This window comes from Polyangiaceae bacterium (genome assembly GCA_020633235.1).
Classification (GTDB): domain Bacteria; phylum Myxococcota_A; class Polyangia; order Polyangiales; family Polyangiaceae; genus JACKEA01.
The window spans coordinates 666099-684178 of record JACKEA010000001.1; the positions used below are offsets into that span (position 1 = coordinate 666099).

Annotated in this window: 20 protein-coding genes; 5 read left to right on the forward strand and 15 right to left on the reverse strand. The window is 69.0% G+C overall.

Annotated elements, in window-relative coordinates:
* Nucleotides 1–45 precede the first annotated feature (45 nt).
* Both H6717_02895 and H6717_02900 read right to left on the reverse strand, forming a co-directional pair.
* On the reverse strand, nt 46–921 hold the full coding sequence (locus H6717_02895; GenBank protein ID MCB9575965.1) for an amidohydrolase family protein: 876 nt from the start codon (nt 919–921) through the stop codon (nt 46–48).
* 60 nt (nt 922–981) lie between these two features.
* A complete protein-coding gene (locus tag H6717_02900) occupies nt 982–2136 on the reverse strand; it encodes a M20 family metallopeptidase (GenBank protein ID MCB9575966.1) in 1155 nt (384 codons plus the stop codon).
* 59 nt (nt 2137–2195) lie between these two features.
* On the opposite strand from H6717_02900, the gene H6717_02905 reads away from it, so the two are divergent.
* A complete protein-coding gene (locus H6717_02905) occupies nt 2196–3017 on the forward strand; it encodes a hypothetical protein (protein ID MCB9575967.1) in 822 nt (273 codons plus the stop codon).
* Nucleotides 3014–4906 carry a hypothetical protein gene (locus H6717_02910; protein ID MCB9575968.1) on the forward strand — a complete coding sequence of 631 codons (1893 nt, stop codon included), beginning with the start codon at nt 3014–3016 and terminating at the stop codon, nt 4904–4906. The genes H6717_02905 and H6717_02910 overlap by 4 nt, the downstream gene beginning before the upstream one ends.
* A gap of 103 nt (nt 4907–5009) precedes the next feature.
* Here the strand turns inward: H6717_02910 and H6717_02915 are convergent, their stop codons facing one another.
* From H6717_02915 to H6717_02925, 3 genes are all read right to left on the reverse strand, one after another.
* Nucleotides 5010–6227 carry an alpha/beta hydrolase gene (locus H6717_02915; GenBank protein ID MCB9575969.1) on the reverse strand — a complete coding sequence of 406 codons (1218 nt, stop codon included), beginning with the start codon at nt 6225–6227 and terminating at the stop codon, nt 5010–5012.
* Nucleotides 6228–6271: 44 nt separating this feature from the next.
* Complete coding sequence (locus H6717_02920) at nt 6272–6673, reverse strand: hypothetical protein (protein MCB9575970.1); 402 nt, start codon at nt 6671–6673, stop codon at nt 6272–6274.
* Nucleotides 6674–6743: 70 nt separating this feature from the next.
* Entirely contained in the window at nt 6744–7262 is a 519-nt protein-coding gene (locus tag H6717_02925) for a hypothetical protein (GenBank protein MCB9575971.1), read from the reverse strand.
* A 218-nt stretch (nt 7263–7480) separates the two neighbouring features.
* On the opposite strand from H6717_02925, the gene H6717_02930 reads away from it, so the two are divergent.
* Nucleotides 7481–7888, forward strand: a complete 408-nt coding sequence (locus tag H6717_02930) for a CBS domain-containing protein (GenBank protein MCB9575972.1) — start codon at nt 7481–7483, stop codon at nt 7886–7888.
* Nucleotide 7889: 1 nt separating this feature from the next.
* Here the strand turns inward: H6717_02930 and H6717_02935 are convergent, their stop codons facing one another.
* Complete coding sequence (locus tag H6717_02935; protein ID MCB9575973.1) at nt 7890–8027, reverse strand: hypothetical protein; 138 nt, start codon at nt 8025–8027, stop codon at nt 7890–7892.
* A gap of 176 nt (nt 8028–8203) precedes the next feature.
* On the opposite strand from H6717_02935, the gene recN reads away from it, so the two are divergent.
* A complete protein-coding gene (gene recN, locus H6717_02940; GenBank protein ID MCB9575974.1) occupies nt 8204–9946 on the forward strand; it encodes a DNA repair protein RecN in 1743 nt (580 codons plus the stop codon).
* A gap of 1 nt (nt 9947) precedes the next feature.
* Here recN and H6717_02945 read toward each other — a convergent pair whose 3' ends face one another.
* From H6717_02945 to H6717_02980, 8 genes are all read right to left on the reverse strand, one after another.
* Nucleotides 9948–10178 carry an RND transporter gene (locus H6717_02945; GenBank protein MCB9575975.1) on the reverse strand — a complete coding sequence of 77 codons (231 nt, stop codon included), beginning with the start codon at nt 10176–10178 and terminating at the stop codon, nt 9948–9950.
* A gap of 15 nt (nt 10179–10193) precedes the next feature.
* Nucleotides 10194–12269 (reverse strand): hypothetical protein, encoded by a 2076-nt coding sequence (locus H6717_02950; protein MCB9575976.1) that lies wholly within the window; start codon nt 12267–12269, stop codon nt 10194–10196.
* 77 nt (nt 12270–12346) lie between these two features.
* Nucleotides 12347–13363: a sporulation protein gene (locus H6717_02955; protein ID MCB9575977.1), complete on the reverse strand. Its 1017-nt coding sequence runs from the start codon at nt 13361–13363 to the stop codon at nt 12347–12349.
* A complete protein-coding gene (locus H6717_02960) occupies nt 13350–13964 on the reverse strand; it encodes a hypothetical protein (protein ID MCB9575978.1) in 615 nt (204 codons plus the stop codon). The genes H6717_02955 and H6717_02960 overlap by 14 nt, the downstream gene beginning before the upstream one ends.
* A gap of 18 nt (nt 13965–13982) precedes the next feature.
* The gene (locus H6717_02965) at nt 13983–14651 is read right to left on the reverse strand and encodes a ferric reductase-like transmembrane domain-containing protein (GenBank protein MCB9575979.1); all 669 of its coding nucleotides are present in this window, start codon (nt 14649–14651) and stop codon (nt 13983–13985) included.
* Nucleotides 14648–15502 carry an FAD:protein FMN transferase gene (locus H6717_02970; GenBank protein ID MCB9575980.1) on the reverse strand — a complete coding sequence of 285 codons (855 nt, stop codon included), beginning with the start codon at nt 15500–15502 and terminating at the stop codon, nt 14648–14650. The genes H6717_02965 and H6717_02970 overlap by 4 nt, the downstream gene beginning before the upstream one ends.
* Nucleotides 15503–15505: 3 nt before the next feature.
* Nucleotides 15506–15685 carry a hypothetical protein gene (locus H6717_02975; GenBank protein MCB9575981.1) on the reverse strand — a complete coding sequence of 60 codons (180 nt, stop codon included), beginning with the start codon at nt 15683–15685 and terminating at the stop codon, nt 15506–15508.
* Nucleotides 15686–15970 carry a hypothetical protein gene (locus H6717_02980; protein ID MCB9575982.1) on the reverse strand — a complete coding sequence of 95 codons (285 nt, stop codon included), beginning with the start codon at nt 15968–15970 and terminating at the stop codon, nt 15686–15688.
* Nucleotides 15971–16120: 150 nt separating this feature from the next.
* Here H6717_02980 and H6717_02985 point away from each other — a divergent pair, with 150 nt between their 5' ends.
* Nucleotides 16121–17449 (forward strand): hypothetical protein, encoded by a 1329-nt coding sequence (locus H6717_02985; protein MCB9575983.1) that lies wholly within the window; start codon nt 16121–16123, stop codon nt 17447–17449.
* A 59-nt stretch (nt 17450–17508) separates the two neighbouring features.
* Here the strand turns inward: H6717_02985 and H6717_02990 are convergent, their stop codons facing one another.
* A complete protein-coding gene (locus tag H6717_02990) occupies nt 17509–18009 on the reverse strand; it encodes a TlpA family protein disulfide reductase (protein MCB9575984.1) in 501 nt (166 codons plus the stop codon).
* Nucleotides 18010–18080 lie beyond the last annotated feature (71 nt).

Genomic DNA, 18080 nt, shown 5'->3' on the forward strand with positions numbered 1-18080 from the left:
GCGGGGTGCTCCTGTTACGCACCCCCGCGCCGTGGCCTTCCCTGCTCAGTCCACTGGGGCCGGCGGCCGCAGGGCCAAGCGCAGCTCTCGGCCCTTCCGCAGCGTGGTCTCGTCCACCTTGAACAGGCGCGATGCGGTCCGCCAGCACACGCTTTCCAGCTTCTCTTCGCTGATCTCCAGGTCGTCGAGAAACGCGAGGTACGGCTTCATCTTCACCAGCGGCCAATCCGTGCCGTACAGGAGCTGGCGGCCGGGGTCGCCCATGTAGGTGATCATCTCTTTCACCCTCAAGCTGACGTACCGCTCGAACTGATACGAGAACTCTCCGAGGGTGAGGCCGGAGATGTCGGCGAAGACGTTGTCGTTCTTGTACAGCACCTCCGCCGCGTCCTGAAACCAGGGATTGCCGAGGTGGCACATCACGAACTTGGTGTCCGGGAAGTCCACCGCCACGTCGTCCACGAGCAGCGGGTGGGCTTGGCGCACCTTGGCTTCTTTCGAGTAGGTGTCTCCGGTGTGGATCAGGATCGGGACGTCGTGCTTCGCGGCGATACGAAACACCTGCTCCAAGCTCGGGTCGTTGATCGCATACTTGTCGTAGCCTGGGTACAGCTTGATGCCCTTCACCCTCCCGTCGCGGATGCGCTCTTCCATCGTGAACAGGTCGGTGCGGGCGTCTCCGCGCCAGCGCAAGCCCTCCACCACGGTGGTTCGCGGATCACTGGCCAAGACGTCGAGCAGCTCCTCCACGCTCGGGCGATCGAGATCGACGCGGTAGGACGTGATCACCACGGAGTGGTCCACGCCGCACTCCGCCATCTTGTCGAACAAGTCGTGGACGTTCTCCACCGTGGGGCGCCGAGTGGCCTCGTGATAGTTGTTCAGGTGTACGTGGGCGTCGACGAGATACTCGGTCGGCATGAGCGCGAGGTAGCATGGCTTTTTCCGCGGCGGTCCGACATGAGGAAATCTGCCTCGCTGTCAGGCACCGAGCTCTGCCAGCAAGAAGCGGGTGAGGGCCTGGGCCTTGAGGGGCAGCGTGGACGCCTCGATGACCTCGTCGTGGGTGTGGAAGCCTTTGCCCCGAGGTCCGAGGCCGTCGATGGCGGGCACGCCCAGCGCGGCGATGTTGTTCGCGTCGGAGCCGCCGCCCAGCAGCGGATGCTCACCGTGGCCGAGGCCCGCTGCCCGCGCCTGCTCCGCGTAGCGCTGGCACAGCGCCGCGGACGCTTCCGTGCGCTCCAGCGGTGGCCGCCGCACGCCACCGTCGAGCTCGAAGCGCACGCCGCTGTCCGCGCCCAGCTCCTCGGCGATGGTCTGCAAGCGCGCGAGCACGCGCGGACCGTCGTCCACGCGTTCGAAGCGGAAGTCCACGGCGCACTCGGCGCGCTCCGGCACCGTGTTCTTGCTGGTGCCTCCGGAGATGGTCCCCACGTTCAACGTCACGCCCGCTGCGTAGTCCGTGAGCCCTTGGGCCTGGTCCACGAAGCGCGCGAGCGCCCAGATCGCGTTGACGCCATCGGCGTGGTGGTTGCCCGCGTGCGCCGCCTTGCCGTGGGCCACGACCTTCACCGCGGCGGTGCCCTTGCGCTGCGTGATGATGGCGTCGGCTGCGCGCCCGGCTTCGAACACCAACGCGGCGTGGCAGCCGCGCGCGTGCTCGGCGGTGAAGCTCCGAGAGTCCGGCGAGCCGATCTCCTCGTCGCCCACGCAAACCAGGGCGACCGGTAGCTCGGCCAGGCGGCCCGCATCGGACAAAGCCGCCAAGCTGGCCCACACCACCGCCAGCCCACCTTTCATGTCGAGCACCCCGGGGCCCCTGCGCAGATCGCCGTCCGCGCGAAAACCCTCGAAGGTGCCCGGCGGGAACACGGTGTCGTGGTGGCCGACGAGCAGCACCCCGCGCTCGCGATGGGCCTGCCAAGCCGGCGTGGAAAACAGGAGATGGTCTCCGACGCCCTTGCCCGGCTGCACCGAGAGCTCGAGCCCTGGCAGCCGAAACGCCGCCTTCAGCAGCTCGCCCATGGCGTTGACGTTGTCCACCGCGCCGGTGAAGGAATTCTGCTCGACCCAGCGCTCCAGCATGGGCCATACGCTCTGTGCCCGGCCGGCGAGCGCTTCCAGTACGTCCGACATCCCGGGCACTCTACCAGTCCGGGAACAGGAGCCCGCGCCGCCGGCGTTTTCCATCGCAGATGTCCTGGTCGTCGCGCTTTTCCTGGCTGCTCTTGCCGCTCCTGCTCTCGGGAGAGCCGGCGCCCGTGGCGGCGCCGGGCGCTGGAGCGCGGGTGGTGGGGGAGTGGATCTGGACGCGCGCCGACGCCCGGGGGTTCGTCGAGCTGTCGCGCGGGACACCATCGCTCGTGCCCGCGGTTCACGTGGCGACCGTGCAGCGGGACCTGGTGGCGCACCGCGCGCTGTCGCCCGCGCTGGTCGGCGAGCGGCCGGTAGCGCTCGTGGTGCGCTTCGACGACTCCTTCCACGGTGCGTGGGACGACGGCACTGCGCTCGACGTCGCGCCCAAGCTCCAGACCGAGCTCCGCCGCGTGGTCGACGAAGCGCGGGCCACCGGCGTGACGCCCACCGAGCTGCAGCTCGACTACGACGCTCCGGTCCGTCGCCTGTCCGAGTGGTCCGAGGTCGTTCAGCGCGTCGCGCCGGCGCTCGACGTCCCGGTGTGGGTGACGAGCATTCCCGCGCACCTCAGCGACCCGCGCTATGGAGAGCGGCTGCGCGGCGCCGTCGCCGGCCACATCCTGCAGCTGTTCGACACCGGATGGCCGTGCAGCGCGACCAACGTCGCGCGCCTCGCAAGTCGCCTCGGCCGGGCCGGCCTGCCGTATCGCATCGGCGTGGGCGCCTTCGAGCGTCGCCGCCAGGGTCGAGTGACCACGGACCACGGCTGCTGGGCCCGCGCTGCTGACCGCTTCGACGGCGCGTCCCGCGGTCGCTTCGTGTTTCCCGCGTCGGTCGCGCCCGCGGCCGTCGCTCGTTTGTTGAAAGAGGACGATTCGTGAAACGTTGGCTCTTGCTCCTGCCTGTGCTGCTGTTCGCGGCGCTCGACACCCCCCGGGACGCCACGGCGTGTGGCGGTCCCGACTACGGCGACTTCGGCGCCTTGGCGCCGCTGAATGCGACGCTCTCGGAGCTGGTGATGCCCGAGGCGGAGTGGGCGAGCTGGGGCAACGCTCGCATGCCGGAGCTGCGCTTCTTGTACCCGTTCGAGAAAGCCGAGCCGAAGAAGGCGGAGCTGGCCTGGAAGCTCGCCCACGAAGATCTGACGAAGGCGGCGCCGCCGGCCATGGCGCCGCTGGACGACGCCATGACGCGGGACGACCTTCCCGCCATCGACCGCGAAGCGCGCCGCATCGTCAGCGAGCTGCTCGACATGCCCGCCGCTCTCGCGTCCGAGCACGCCACGCTGTTCTGGCGCGCGGTGGAGCTCGCGGAGCTCCGGCCGGTGCTCGCCAAGGTGAGCCCGACGGCGCGCCGCGACTACCTGCGCGGCGCCACGGGCGCGCCGCTGCCGCCCATCTTGGACAAGGCGCTCGACGCCCGGCGAGCGGAGCCCGGCAAGAATAGTCAGCCCGTGCCCATTACCAAGGGCCACCCGCGGGCGGCGTCCCTCGAGCTGTGGGCGGTGTTTCGCGAGCTGCGCGACAAGGTCCCGAACGGCTATCGCGAGAGCATCAAGAAGCACGTCGCGCCGTCGACGTTCCAGCACATCCGCCAGGGCTTCGAGAAGTGGCGCAAGGCCCACCCGACGCATCCCCTCGTCGACTACGCGCGGCTCGCGGAGCTGCGCGTCGCCTATCTGTCCGGGGACGACGCCGCGGCGTGGCAGATCCTGCTCGACATGTATCCGCGCCACTATGGCCGCGTGATCTCGGAAATGCGGTTTCTGCGCGTGCAAGGGGTCGAGCCCACGGCGGCCCAGGTGGATGCCCTCGCCGACCCGGTGCTGATTGCGGCGGTCGCCAATGACGACACCGTCACGCCGCCGCGGTTCAGCCGTTGGTGGCGCCTGGCCGGTACCGCGCCGAACCAACAAAATCTGAAGGAACGGCTCCTGGCCTGGGTGGCAACCCAGAAGGGCCCGCTGCCCAAGGAGTTTCCGAAACAGCCGGCCAGCATCAGTCCCCTGGCGGGGAAGCTCGGGGCCATCGCCCTGCTCGCTGCCGGGCGGCCGCGGCAAGCCGAGAAGACGCTGGCGAAGACCGCCGCGGATCCGCTGCAGGCGCGGCTCCTGGTCAAGACGCGCCTCGACCTGGGACAGGCCGAGCAGGCGGCGAAGACGCCGGGTCTGTCGCCGGACGTGCGGCGCTACATCGTGAGCGTGCTGCTCCCGACGGTGGCGCTGGTCCGTCTCCAGAAGTCCAAGAACCTGGAGCTCGCGTCGGACGCGCGGCTGGAGCATGCGGCACGCTTGGCTCGCAGCGGGCGCTGGAAGGACGCCGCGAAGCTGATGGATCGCGTGGACCCCGGGCGCGCGGCCCTGTACCGCCACGCCGCCGAGCTGACGAGGCAGGGCGCGTGGCTCGAGCTCGCGCGCTTCTTCGAAGATCAGCGTGGGCGCCTGTTCTTCGGTGACAATACCGCGTTCTATCGTGGCGTCTCCAGCCGCTGGGAGTCGCTCTCGGGATCCAAAGAAGCGAAGCAGATCCAGGGCGCGCTGGTGCGCAGCACGGAGCGCTGGCTCGCTCTCGAGGCCTACACCCGCTGGCTCGTGGCCCATCCGAACGATCCGGACGCGCGCGACGTGCTGGGGGAAGCGGATGGCGTGTACTCGCGGCTCACGAACTTTGGCGGGGGCGAGTGGTTCTTCTGGAGTAAGTACCAGAAGCAGAGCCCCACCATCGCGCGGCTCCGCAAGGTGGGCAAGGCGATCCGCGCCCACTCGCTGTGAGCCTGAATTTCACGGCTCCTCGTCCCGAGCGCTCGATTCCTTGCGTCTTCGAAGGCATCTCCAACTTTGTCCACTCGGTCCGTCGTCGGCGCGAAATTCAGGCTCAAAACTCGATCGCGTCCAGGAACAAGCGCATCTGTCGAAAGTACGAGCCGCGATCCAGGTGGATCAGATGGCTGCCCGGGAACCAGTGGATGCGACAGCGGTTCCAGTGATCCCAGAGCAAGCGAGCGTGCGTGGGCGGCGCCAAGCGATCTCCCACTCCGCCGATGATCATCAGCCGCTCCTTGGGCAGCCGCGGGCGATAACTGAGGGGACAGCTCACGGCCAGCAAGTGGCGAGCGTCGCGCACGTCGCGATGGCTGAGCTTGAGCGCCGCGCGCAACAGCGTGCCGATGGGCTCCCACTCCAGCACCAGATCCGCAATGCTGGTGACGGGCACGTTGGGGATCGCGAACGAGAGCCGCGGCTCCACCGCGGCCAGCAGCGCGGAGGTGAAGCCGCCGAGGCTCACGCCGGTGATGCCCACCCGCGGCACGCCCAGGTCTTCGAGCAGGTGATCCATGAAGATACGCAGGTCGAACACCGCCTGGGCCAGCGCTTCGTTGATGCGCGAGGCGCCGCCCGCGAAGAAGCCATGACCGGAAAACGGCGAGAGCCGCGTCTGCCGCTTGCCGTGAAAGGGCAGCGTGACGAGCATCACGTCGTACCCCTCGCGGTACAGCCAGGGGATCGCGAAGAACCACTCGTTCAAATGGTAGAGATCCGCGCTGAAGCCATGCACCGCGATCACCGTCGGTCGCGCGGGGCCGTCGTGGCGCCAGTGCCGCGCGAAGGCGTAGCGGTTGCCCCGATGCGCGCGGTAGCGACGGCGCTCTCGGGGATTGACGGGAATGAACGGGCTCTCGAAGCGCACGTCCTCGCAGGCGCCGCTGCCGGGGCGAAACAGCGGCAGCCGGGCGCGCCGCCGCGACACCAGCACGCGCCGCGGCGGCCGCTCGAAGAAGCGATCGGGATCGCCGCTCTCGGCAATACGGCCGTACAGCTCTTCGTCCACCAGGGCGCGGCGCAGGGCCAGCGGGTGATAGCCGACGGGCAGCGCCAGGGATGCCACCAAAGACGCGCCCAGCGTGCGTAGCACCACGTCCGATGCCGCCGTCGCATGAACCTTGATGCGATCCGCGGCGCCGAGCTCGAAGCGCTCGCTGCTGCTCGCGAAGCCGGTGGGCAGCTCCTGCCACCAGGCGTGCCCATCGGAGACGGCGGGCTCGCGCGGACCCGCTTCATGGGTGATGCGCGAGACGACGGAGGCGTGGCTCACCCTGCTAGTCTGGACGAAATCGACAGCGGGCGCGACTTTCGCGCTCAGCGCACCGGCAGCATCACGATATCCGGCGCGCGGTTGTCGTTGCCGGAGAAGAGCCCGCGGTCCCGCGCCACGAAGGGCGCCGGGCCCATGTCGCCGACGAAGTCCCCCGGGTCGCGCTTGCCGTTGCCGTTGTCGTCGTACCAAGCGCGCAGCCGCACGTGCTGCTCGGGTCCAATGGCGGTGCCCAGGTGCAGGTCGAAACCGTCGCTCGTCTTCTTGCCCTGATAGGAAATCGCATCCCAGCGCGGCGTGCTGCCGCCCATGAGGTCCATCTCGAGGGACAGCTTCTTGTCGTCGAGCGCAGTGCCGGCGGGGAGCTTCAAGCGCACGTCCAGGTACGGATAGGCCTCGCCGCAGGCGAGCAGCGCCAGGAACACGACGATGACCGGACCACGCATATCCGTAGGTTACCGGATCTTCCGCATCCGCTGGTTGGTTCGGCGCGATGCCCGGCGCGGACGCTGTCCGTCACTTCCACGCGTTGCCGCCGAGATCGTTCACGCGGGCGGCTCCGTGCTTCTCCACGCGGCCGGACCAACTGCTGCCCTTGGTGTCGATGATACTGCTGCCGTGGGCCTCCAGGGCTGCGACGCTGCCGGAGATGGTGCTGCCATCGAGCACGACGCGGCTCGCGCCGTGGGCCTGCACGGCCACGCCGCCGGCGCTCACGTTGCAGTGGACGAGCGTGATGGTGCACGCGCCGTGGGCGGCAATGGCGTCTCCCGGTGTGTGGATGGTGCGATCCCGAAGCGTGACGTTCTGCGTACCGTGGCACTCCACCGCGCCGTCGGAGGACGTGACGCCCGAGCCGCCCGCGTTGACGACGCCGACGTTCGCGCCGGCGGACGCCTCCACGGTGGCGTCGGCGCTACCCGTCGTCGAGACCTGGTTGCGCGCTGGAGTGCGGGAGGGCGCGGGGCCGGTGCGCACCACGCAGCCGCTGACGAGAACCGAAGCAAGAGCCGTGAGACGAAAGAGGGTGTTCATGCGAGGAGGGATCAGCAACTGACGTGCCACGCAAGAAACCACGCTGCGGTCGGGCTTGTCGGATCTCCGCTGGAGGGGGCCAGCCCACCGGCTGGTGGGGGCCGGCCGACCCGGCAAACTGCGGCGTTTTGTCCCCGGATCGGGAGCGCCGGGAGATCGGGTCGATGGAGGTACTCCCGCGGGACCATCCGTGCCACATTTCCGGGCGAGGCAGTTCCATGCGCGTCGAAACCGTCATGACCGAGGACCCCATTTGGGTCGATGTCTCCGCCAGCATCGGCGAGGTGATCGAGAAGCTGCTCGAAGCCGACGTGCGGCACTTGCCGGTTCTCGAGAGCGGCGTGCTGGTCGGCATCGTGAGCGATCGCGATCTGCGCAGCATCGCCGCGTCGGTGTTGACGAATCCCGAAGGCGCCGGTTCGGGCCTCGCGGATCCGATCAGCACCATCATGACCATGGACGTGCTGACCACCACGCCGGACTCGGATCTGAAAGACGTGGCGGACATGTTGATCGAGCATCGCATCGGAGCCGTGCCCGTCGTGGATCCCGAGAGCATGAAGCTTGCCGGGATCGTGAGCTACATCGACGTGCTGCGCGCAGCGCGCGCGTCGCTGTGGGGCTGAGTCAGCTGCTCAGCACGAAGGCGATCACCAGCGTCGCGAGCACCGCGAGGCTGAAGGCGAGACCGATCAAGGCCTTGCCGGTTTCAGTGATGCGCAGCTCGGAATCCGGACCGGACTCGTCGAAATGAAGGCGGGACATGGGACGACCTCCTGGGCGCGCCGCGCTCGGTGGGGAGACGCGACGCTCTCAGGGACGAAACCCGCGACCGCGGCCGGTTGTGCCCGCGGCGGACCAACAAAAATACATTAGTAATCTCAGCTATTTATAAAATTTAGCTCGACGGATGAGCAGTGCCTCTCTAGAGTACTGAACAGATGCTCTCCTACCTCCGAATCCGTGGCTTGGCGCTGCTCGACGACGTGGCTCTGGAGCTCGGCGGCGGGCTCAATGTGCTCACCGGCGAAACTGGAGCGGGCAAGTCGATCATCATCGACGCGCTCACGTTGTTGCGCGGCGTCAGGTCACGGGCGGAGCTCGTGCGCGCGGGGGAGAGCGCGGCCACGGTAGATGCGGCGTTCGAGCTTCAGGGTTCCACGCTCCATCACGTGCGCGGTGTGCTCTCCGGGCACGGCCTGCCGGCGGAAGAAGCGGCAGGCCTCGTGCTCAGCCGCGTGGCGCCCCGCAGTGGGCGTGGGCGCGTGATGGTGCAGGGAGAGCTCACCACGCAAAGCGTGCTCGGCGAGATCGGGGAAGAGCTCTTGGATGTGTGCAGTCAGCACGAGCATCATTCCCTCACGCGGCCGGCGCGGCACCTGGAGCTGCTCGACGCCTACGGCCGGCTGGAAGCGGACGTCGCGGAGTACGGCGAGGCGTACCGCGCTTGGCGGGAGGCCGTGGACGAGCTGTCGGCACTGCGAGAGCGCGCGCGGGATGGCGGACAGCGAGCGGACTTTCTGCGCTTCCAGATCGAGGAGCTCACGCGCGTGGCGCCGGAATCCGGGGAATACGCCGAGCTTTCGTCGCGCCTCGAGCTGGTGCGGGACGCGCACCAGTGGGCGGCCTTCGCGGCGTCCGCGCTGGATGTACTGAACGAGGCGGACGACAGCGTGGTGGCGCGGCTTTCGGTGCTTGCGGAGCAAGCGCGGCGCGGCGCTCAGGCCTCGGCACGTCTGTCGGAAATGGCCGGTCAGCTCGAGGCCGCGCGCATCGCCTGCGGTGAGGCCGTGCACCTGGCGGAGCGGCTGGCGGACTCGGTGGAGATCGAGCCCGGGGAGCTGGATCGCATCGAGGCGCGGATGAGCGAGCTGGAATCGCTGCGGCGCAAGCACGGCGTGGAGGTGGACCAGCTCGGGGAGCGCCTGGATGAAATGCGCGCGGAGCTCGCGGGCATCGACGGCGCGGAGGACGCCATCGCGGCGCTCGAAGAGCAGGTGTCGAAGCGGCACGCTGCCGCTCGCAAGCTCGCGCTGATGCTCTCGGAGCGCCGCCGTGCTTCTGCCAAGCGCTTGGCCAAGGCGCTGTGCGTGGAGCTCTCGGAGCTGAGCCTCCCCGGCGCCCGTCTCGAGGCGGTCGTGGAAACGCTGTCGGAGCTGTCGCCCCGCGGGTTGGATGCAGTGGAGCTGTCGTTCTCGGCCAACGTCGGGGAGCCGCTGGCACCGCTCACGCGCGTGGCGTCCGGCGGCGAGCTCAGTCGCGTGCTCTTGGCCATCAAGGGCGTGCTCTCCACGGGGGACAGCGTGGCGACCTACGTGTTCGACGAAGTGGACGCTGGCGTGGGCGGCGCCGTCGCGGAAGCGATTGGGCGGCGCCTCACCAAGGCGGCAGATGGCCACCAGGTGCTGTGCATCACGCACCTCCCGCAGATCGCCGCCTTCGCGGATCGGCATTTCCGCGTGGAAAAGACCACGGAGAACGGCCGCACGCTCACGCGCGTTCGGCGCCTGAGCGAAGAAGAGTCGGTGGAGGAGATCGCGCGCATGCTCGGCGGCGCCACCATCACGGATAGCGCGCGGCGCCACGCGCGGGCGCTCCGGGAGCAGGCGCGCGGTCGCGCCCCGGCGAAGGTCGTGCCGCTGCGGCGCCGCGCGGCAGCGCCGCGCCGGCGTATGAGCGTCTGATTCAGCTGGCGAGGGCCATGCGCACGAGCTTGATGCCCAGCAGCACCAGGCCGGCGGAGTGCATGATCAAATCGAAGATGTCGATGGGGCGCTTCAGTGTGCCCGCCGCCAGCATCTTCAATTTCTCCCACAGGTGGGGCTCCGGGAAGAACGGCGCGAGCCCGAGCACGATGGCACCAAAGATCAGCGCGCCCAGCGGCATGCCGTCGATCCAACGCCAGAAACCGGCCATGCCGGCTATGTAGAGCTACTTGGCGACGAGCACCATGCTGGATCGTGCGGGAACGCTCACCGATGGGCCGCTCACCGCGCCGCCGCCCAAGAGATCCGTGAAACTGCCCGCGGGCAGGTTGCCCACGTTGGCAGGTCCGTCCCCGCGGTTGATGACGACGATCAGGTCGTCCCCGTTGTACTGCATGCGGTACGCGATGGTGTCCGTGCCGGAGGACAGCGGCGTGCGCGTGCCGCGGCGCAGGGCCGGGTGGTCCGCGCGGATCTTGGTCAGCGCCTTGATGTGGGAAAGCACCAAGTTCTGTCCGGCGGATAGGCCGCTCCACTGCATTTGCCGGCGGTTGTCCGGATCCCCGGCGCCGGCCATGGCGATCTCGTCCCCGTAGTAGAGCAGCGGCACGCCCTTCAACGTGAAGATGAGGGTGTAGGCGTCGTTCAGCCGCTCGAAGGGCGCGAGGTTCCCCGGCAGGGCGGGCTGGTTCTGCCACGCGCGGTCCTTGCCGTCGGCCCATTCGTTGCCCCACATCGGGGAGTCCTCGGCAAAGTGAATGGAGCGCGGTACGTCGTGGTTGCCCACGAAGGTGCTCATCACGCCGGCGCCGTAGAAGTTGTCGTTGGTGGCGAGGAACTTCTCGAGCTCCGTCAGCGGTGAGCTGCGGATCAACAGAGTCGCTACGATCTGCGCCCTCAGCGGGAAGTCGAACTGCCCGTCGAGCTTGTTCACCGGATCGACGTAGTACTTGATGTCATCCCGGTTGCCGGTGAACGTCTCACCCACCATGTAGAAGTGCTCACCGCTGGTGGGCTCGATTTCCGCTTTCACGCGAGCCCGCAGATCCGTGACCCAGGCGTCTTCGATGTGCTTCACGGCGTCCAGGCGGAAGCCGTCGATGCCGGTGTCCTTGATCCACTGCACCGCGTTGTTCACGGAGAAGTCGCGCGCCTCCTTGATCGTGAAGTTGAAGTCCGGCAGGTAGTCGCGGAACCAGCAGCGCTTGCCGTCGGCGCCTTCCCAGCCGCAGCCTTCGCCGCACACGCAGTGCTTGCCGTTCTCGTCCAACAGCCAGAACCAGCCCTTGTGGTTCTGGTACACCGGCGAGCTGATGTAGACGTGGTTCATAGCGTAATCGAGGATCACGCGCAGGCCTGCCGCGTGCGCTTCGGTGACCAACGCCTGAAGCTCTGCCAACGTGCCGAAGCGGCTCTCGGGCTGGTCCAGGTTCTCGGGCCAATACCCGTGGTAGGCGCTGTAGTACTTGCCGTCCGTGCCGATGCCGGCAGCGTCGGGGTTGTCCATCGGCGCCGTGAGCCACAGCGTGTTCACGCCCAGATCGGTGAAGTAGCCTTCCGAGATCTTCTGGCGCACGCCGGCCCAGTCCCCGCCCTTGTAGGCCGCGGCGGCCTCCACCTGGGAGATGGGAGCGCCGTCGTTCTTGGTGTCGCCGTTCAAGAAGCGATCCACGAACACGAAGTACAAGATGCTGTCGCGCCAGTCGAAGTTGCCCGTCACCGGCGGCACGCAGCTCCAGCTGGCGCAGCTCACGGGGGCGAGCACGGAGTTCAGCCCGCCCTGGCCGTCGTTGACGGTGTTGGGATTCTGCGGATCCGTGACCCAGCTCGCGCCGTCGAGCACGAACTTGTACTGGATCTCCTGGGCGTACGGGATCTCCACCGTGGCGCTCCAGGTGGAGCCGTTCTTGGTCAGCGGCACGCCCACGTCCCAGCCGTTCGCCGCGAAGGAGCCGCGGAGCTCGACGCTCGTCTCGCCGCTGTCCGGGTAGCTGAACTCCTGCTGACAGCGCTTGAGGCTGTCGTCGCACTGGGGCGGGCCGGCGTCCGCTTCTCCGCCGCTGCCGCCGCTGCCCGTGGCGCCGCAGCCGCTGCTGGCACCGGAGCCGCTGCTCGCGCCGGAGCCGCTGCTCGCACCCGAGCCCGGATCACAACCGCCGCCGCCTTCCGGCAAGCCGCCACCGTCGGTGGCCGCCACGCCGCCCGTGCCGTTCAGGTTCGGCCGATTCGCGGGATCTTCCGTGCTGGCGCACGCCATCGCCACCGCCGCCGCCGCCGGTACCCACCACCAGACCCTCTTCATGCGCCGCAGATAGCGCCGGACCGGAGCCGCCGCAACGCGCTCCGTGCCGTTCATCAGGGTGTTGGTCCGCCGCGGAATCAGCTCGGAAAGACCGTCAGCACTTGCTCGTCCTCGAGATCCGGCCAGCCCTCGATGTCGAGCTCCGTCGTCACGGTCCAGCGCACCTTGTTGTCGGGCGCTTCGAAGGAGGGCGGCGCGTCCTCCGGCACCGTGATGCTCCCTTCCAGGGCCACGGTTTCGCCCGCGGACACCCGCCGCCGCTTCGACAGCTCCAGGACTTGGCTGCTCACCGTGTGGCTGTGGGTCGTCTTCCGAGTCCCGCTGCCACTGACCGCGATCTCCTGGCACAGGAGCCGGGCGCGCACCGCGTTCAGCGTCAGCGCTCGCGGAGGGCGCAGCCGCACCTCCACCTGGAGGCGGCCTCCGGCGCGGGTTTCGTTCGGGTGGACGCCGATCTCGACCTCGCCCGTTCTCGCCCTCGCCACCTTGGGCTTCAGCGCGCGCCAGCCGAACACCAATGCGACCGTCAGGGCGAACAGCACGCCCAGGGTGGAACCGCCCCCCTGCAGGCTGCTCACCAGGAAGATCGCGCACACCATGAACATGAAGCCGGCGATGGCCACGTTCTGTTGGCCAGACTTCTGCGGAACGCCAGTGCCGAGCACGTGGCGTTGGGCGCGGAGGGTGGGCGGCGTGCGATAGCCGTCGCCGGGCACTTCCTCCAGGGGCGCGGGCAAGAGCACGAGCTCGGTCGCCGTCTTGGGATCGAGGGCCCAGGGAACGTCGGCCCGTGCCGTGAGGTACCAATCCACGTTCACCAGCGTGCCGCGATAGCTCACCGGCCCGTTGGGCGCCGACAGACGAATTGGCGTCCGGTGCTCGGTGCCCGCCGTCAGCTCCACGGGGCCGAGCTCCACCGTTTCCGCGCTGTCGCTGTCGCGGTTGCCCTTGCCGTGGGTGCGCCAGCCCAACACCACGCTCACGGCGTCGGCTCGTACGTCGCGGTCGGCGCGCATCACCAGCGTGGCGTCGATCGCCTCGCCCGGGCGGAGCTCGCGCCGCTTCACCTCCAGGCTGAGGTTACAGGCGGACATCGCCGGGCCCTTCGAGGCGTTGGAAGACGTCGTACAGGTGGCTCTCGGCGCTGCGCAGGTCGTCGCCGAAGCGCGCGACGATGGCGCGCAAGGTCTCCACCGGGAAGCGTGGCACCGGGCCGGTGCTCCGGCGTGCCGCCTCCACTCGCCGCGTGAGAATGCGACCCAGGCGCTCCTCGCTCATGCCGGTGAGCATCCGCGTGCGCACCGGCCGCCGCGTGAAGCCGGACAGGTCCGCGTGGCTCGCGAGCACCAAGCGCGCCGCGTCGGAGAACAGCCGTCGAAGCTCGACGCGGCTGAGGCGCTGGGCCTCGTCCACGAAGCAAAGCTCGGGCAACGCCCGCGCCCGGAGCGTGCACGCGCCTTCGGGAACGTACTCGTACAGCGAGCCCGGGTTTCGGGCGTGCCACGCCCACAGGTGGGTGCTCTTGCCGCGCCCGGCGTCGCCCAACAGCTGGACCACGCTGCCGCGCGGGCAGCTGAGCTCCCCCACCTCGGCGACGCGCGCGCGTTCGTCGGTGGGCAGCTCCCCGAAGGGATTGTGGCGCAGATTCAGGTGCGCAAAGGGGAGATCGCGGGGTTGCCACGCGGGCCGTGTCATCGAGCCCTGAGCGGTAGCTCAGTGGGCGGCACGCGTCGATGTGGAGGGGGCCGCCACGCGCAGCACGGTCAGGAAGGTCACGCTGCCGGCTGCCGCCAGGTACAGGCCCAAGAGGGCGTCGCTGCCCGCCAAGAGGCCATGGGCGAGGGCGACCGCGAACACCAAGAAGGTCGCGCGGTGGATCAGCTTCCAGGCGCGCTGACCGATGTCGCGCTTGAGCCAGAAGGAGACGGAAATCACGATGAACGCGTAGAACGCCAGCTGCCCTAGCCCCACGGCGACGTCGGGGGAGGCGAAGGGCAGGGCGATGTCTACGAGGCCAAAGAGCACGGTGCGGTCGCCCAAGAGCAGCAACGCGTGCACCGCGGAGAACGCCAAGCCAACCAGGGAAAAGTGTTGGTGCAGATCGAAGGCGCGGCGAGCCCCCGGCCACTCCCGGGCCAGCCGCGTGCTCATGCCCAGGCCCGCGAGCATGCTGGCCCAGAGCAGCACGAAGGCCACCACGCCGCTCGCCCGCGACAGGTACCAAAACGCCTTGGGCTCGGGACCGCTCAACGTCGCGCGCAAGCTCGGTACCCAAGAGGGAATGACGGCGGCCGCCAGCAAAACCCCGAGCCCAGTGCCAAGGGCGATGGACACCGCGGTTTCGGCGGACATGCGCGTTGCTTCTTCTCGCGTGGGGGTCATGCTGAGCTCCTCGGGAAATGTGAGCTTTTGGACGTGCCCTGCTCGCCGACGACCAGGGCGGCGAGCTCGGGCCGGCTCTCGATCCAAGAGAGCCCCGCGCGGGTACCGAGCAGCAGCACGCGCTTGGCGGCGTGCTCGGCGTCCCAGGCGCTCGGCGCGATCACCGTGGCGCTCAGCACGTCCGTGTCCGCCGGCAGTCCGCGGCGTGGATCGATCAGGTGATGGGCCGCGCCGCCGCGCCAGGTGCGGTGGTCGCGTCCCGACGTGGCAATGCCTCCCGCCGCCAGCTCGAGCTCGCTGATCGTGCTGCCGTCGGGGTGGTCCACGGCGATGCGAAACGGCGCGCCGCTGACGGCGATGTCGCCGCCCACGTCCACCAGCACTGGGCCGGAGCGGCCGAGAACGCGAGCCGCGCGGTCCGCCGCCCAGCCCTTGACGAAGCCCGAGAGATCCACCGCCGCGCCGAGCTTCACGACGCGGCGCTCGACGTCGAGCTCCACGCTGGACACGTCGGCGACGGCCACGCGCCGCTCTTCGCCCTCGTCGCTCAGTAGCTCGAAGCTCTTGGTGTAGCCAGCCGCGAGCAGCGCCGGGAGCACCATGGGCGTGACCAGCCCGTCGCTCTCTCGGGCGACGGCAACGGCGCGGGACAGCACCTCGAACAGCTCTTCACTCACCCGCGCCGTACCGCGGGCGTTCAGGCGGCTGAGCTCACTGTCCGGTCGAAAGCGGCTGAAGATCTGCTCCCACCGCTCGAACCATCGGACCACCCGCGAAAGCACGCCGAGCGGGTCGGACTCCAAGAGCACGCGCACCGTGCTGCCCATGGCGTGGGTCTCGAGCTCCAACATGGCTCAGCGCGACGAGCGCGTGCGGGCGTGTACGCGGGGGGACACGGTTCGGACGGACGCCCGTCCGGCTGTCGGTACCAGCACCGGCAGCGGGCGAGGCGGTGGCGGTTGGCGCGCCAGCAGCGCCCAGCCGACCAGCGTGGCCGCGACGGAGGTAGCGACCACCAGGAGCTTCTCGGTCATCTAGTCGTCGTCCTCGTCGTGCTCGCGGTGGCGCCGCCGCTCGTGGTGCTCGTCGTCGTCTCCTTGCTCGAAGAACGCCGGCTGGGTCGGCGGCGGGTCGGCCGCCGTCGTTGGCGGTTCGGCCAGGCGGCGGTTCGCTTCTTCGAGGAGCTTTTGGTACTCGGCCTCGCGCGCTTGCCAGTCTGCGGGGGGCTCTGCGGAGCCGCGCGCGACGAGGCCGCCGAGCAGCATCAACACGAACGCGGAGGCGGTGGCAGATAGGATGAGGGCACCTTTGCGGGTCATGGCAGTTCCTTTCGTCTCCCCACGTTGTGCTCCCGCAGGGCCCGAAAGCTCCATCCAACATCCGTGACACGCGCCGAAATCGTTGGGTTTTGTGCGAGCCAATGCGTCGCATGGCGGATACAGCCGTGATAGCCTGAGGGTAAGGTCTTGATGCGGATCACTTCCGGTTGGCTTCTGATCGCCTGCGCGCCGTGGGCCGTGGGCTGTGGGGGACTGCTCGGCAACAGCGAACCGCCCACTCCGGCGCCCATCGCCGGCGGCGCGGATCCGACGCCGCTGTCCAAGTGCAAGATCGCCGCCAGCTCCGACAGCCCACTGGTCACGGAATGGCCCGCGTCCGAGAAAGCGCACCTGCAGAGCCTGGCCTCGAGCCGCACGGTGGCCGTCGAGTTCACCGGTTGCGAGCTGCGCATCATCGATGGCTGCCGGCTTCCGGGCCAGTACACCTGGCAGCACACCACGCTCGCGACGGACACCGTCGAGATCACCAATGCCGACGAGCTCTACGCCAAGCTGCCCATCGGCGCCGTGGGGCTCGAGGGCGAGCTCCAACGCTCCGGACAGCTGGCGGTGCGCACCACGGTGGCCGGTCAGCTCCGCGCCGACGGCCTGCCCGAGCCGCTGCCGGCGGCCGGTGGCGCGTGCGCTCGTGCCACGCACTATGTGAGCGCGATCTCCGTCGGCGCGTTCAAGCTACTCTCGGGCGCCTCGGCCCGCGCCGGCGGCGGCGCCACGGTCGTGGGTTTGGGCGCCGGCGCCAGCCACCAGTCGTCCCAGGGCGTGCTGCGGGAAGCGGGCACGGCCGAGAGCTGCGGCGAGTCCACGGACGACGCTCCGAGCAGCCAGTGCGCATCACCCATCCAGGTGTTCCTCTCCCCGTTGCAGCCGGAGGGCGCCCCCGCGGCGCGCTCTCCGTCCCAAGAGCTCGACGCCGCCGCCATCGCCATTCAGTTTCCGAAAGAGGACGACGAAGCCTGGACGCTCCGCAATCACCGCTCGGAGATCTTGTGCACGCTGCCCTGCGAGAAGATGGTGCCGCCCGTCAGCGGCTTCTATCTCCAGCGCGAGAGTGACTCCGCGCGCCTGCGCTTGCCGGAGTCCTTTCCCCATCGGCCCGGGAGTCACGTCACCGCGGAGTACCAAGTTGGGCGCGGCAGTCCGTTCCTGTCCAAGCTCACGTTCTACGGCGCCGGCATCCCGATGGCGGCGTTGGGCGTGGGCATGACGACCTGGGGCATCGTGCAAGCCACCAGCGACTGCGACAACAGCGATCCCCAGAACGACTGCTTCCCCTCGGCGGGCTTCCTGTTCCTCAGCGGCGGCATGTTCCTGGCGTTTGCCGGGGCCAGCACCTGGTGGTTCCTCTGGAGCCAAGAAGAGAAGGTCGTCACCCATGAGCAGCTGCCCGCTGCCGGCGCCCGCAAGGACCCGGGCGTGCAAGTGATGTTCGGCCCCAGCGGCCTCGCCGGGACGTTCTGAACGCGACGGGGCTCGCGCCGGACCAACATCATTCGATTTCTTGTCGGTCCGCCGCGGAATCAGCGCGCTGAGCTGACGGCACCGACGGCTTGCTCGAAGTCCGCCTCGGTCTGATCCGCGCTGCCCACCCAGCGCACGAAGCCGCGGCGATCCACCACGAAGGTGACGGGCATCTCGCTCACCCGGAAGCGGCCGGCGAGCACGTTGCCGCGATCGAGCACGACGGGGAACGTGAGCCCATGCTTTTGCACCACACCGCGCGCGGTGCTCTCGCGTTCGTCCTCGGAGACGCCGATGAACGCCACGTCGGGGTGCTCTCGATGCAGACGCTCGGCGGCCGGCAATGTGCGCTGACACGGCTTGCAGTACTCGGCGAAGAACTTCACCACCACGGGTCGGCCGGCGTAGCTCTGGGTGGCGACGCGCTCACCACCGAGGGTAGGGCGCTCGAAGGCCGGCAGCGGCTTCTCGAGCAGCGGGCTCGGCGCCGTCGGCGGCAGCTTGGGCGGGGCGGAGCTGCATGCTGCAAGGAGCGGGAGCAAAGCGAAGAGGCGACGCATCTCGCTGTGGGTATTCCGACGCTCCCGCGGTTGCAACCATGCGCGTGCGCTCCGGAGTAGACCGTGGGATA

Excerpts from the sequence above, each read along its gene's own strand:
- H6717_02895 (MCB9575965.1), bottom strand. The coding sequence starts at position 921 with ATGCCGACCGAGTATCTCGTCGACGCCCACGTACACCTGAACAACTAT.
- H6717_02900 (MCB9575966.1), bottom strand. The coding sequence starts at position 2,136 with ATGTCGGACGTACTGGAAGCGCTCGCCGGCCGGGCACAGAGCGTATGG.
- H6717_02905 (MCB9575967.1), top strand. The coding sequence starts at position 2,196 with ATGTCCTGGTCGTCGCGCTTTTCCTGGCTGCTCTTGCCGCTCCTGCTC.
- H6717_02920 (MCB9575970.1), bottom strand. The coding sequence starts at position 6,673 with ATGCGTGGTCCGGTCATCGTCGTGTTCCTGGCGCTGCTCGCCTGCGGC.
- H6717_02925 (MCB9575971.1), bottom strand. The coding sequence starts at position 7,262 with ATGAACACCCTCTTTCGTCTCACGGCTCTTGCTTCGGTTCTCGTCAGC.
- H6717_02930 (MCB9575972.1), top strand. The coding sequence starts at position 7,481 with ATGCGCGTCGAAACCGTCATGACCGAGGACCCCATTTGGGTCGATGTC.
- H6717_02935 (MCB9575973.1), bottom strand. The coding sequence starts at position 8,027 with ATGTCCCGCCTTCATTTCGACGAGTCCGGTCCGGATTCCGAGCTGCGC.
- recN (MCB9575974.1), top strand. The coding sequence starts at position 8,204 with ATGCTCTCCTACCTCCGAATCCGTGGCTTGGCGCTGCTCGACGACGTG.
- H6717_02945 (MCB9575975.1), bottom strand. The coding sequence starts at position 10,178 with ATGGCCGGTTTCTGGCGTTGGATCGACGGCATGCCGCTGGGCGCGCTG.
- H6717_02950 (MCB9575976.1), bottom strand. The coding sequence starts at position 12,269 with ATGAAGAGGGTCTGGTGGTGGGTACCGGCGGCGGCGGCGGTGGCGATG.
- H6717_02955 (MCB9575977.1), bottom strand. The coding sequence starts at position 13,363 with ATGTCCGCCTGTAACCTCAGCCTGGAGGTGAAGCGGCGCGAGCTCCGC.
- H6717_02960 (MCB9575978.1), bottom strand. The coding sequence starts at position 13,964 with ATGACACGGCCCGCGTGGCAACCCCGCGATCTCCCCTTTGCGCACCTG.
- H6717_02965 (MCB9575979.1), bottom strand. The coding sequence starts at position 14,651 with ATGACCCCCACGCGAGAAGAAGCAACGCGCATGTCCGCCGAAACCGCG.
- H6717_02970 (MCB9575980.1), bottom strand. The coding sequence starts at position 15,502 with ATGTTGGAGCTCGAGACCCACGCCATGGGCAGCACGGTGCGCGTGCTC.
- H6717_02975 (MCB9575981.1), bottom strand. The coding sequence starts at position 15,685 with ATGACCGAGAAGCTCCTGGTGGTCGCTACCTCCGTCGCGGCCACGCTG.
- H6717_02980 (MCB9575982.1), bottom strand. The coding sequence starts at position 15,970 with ATGACCCGCAAAGGTGCCCTCATCCTATCTGCCACCGCCTCCGCGTTC.
- H6717_02985 (MCB9575983.1), top strand. The coding sequence starts at position 16,121 with ATGCGGATCACTTCCGGTTGGCTTCTGATCGCCTGCGCGCCGTGGGCC.
- H6717_02990 (MCB9575984.1), bottom strand. The coding sequence starts at position 18,009 with ATGCGTCGCCTCTTCGCTTTGCTCCCGCTCCTTGCAGCATGCAGCTCC.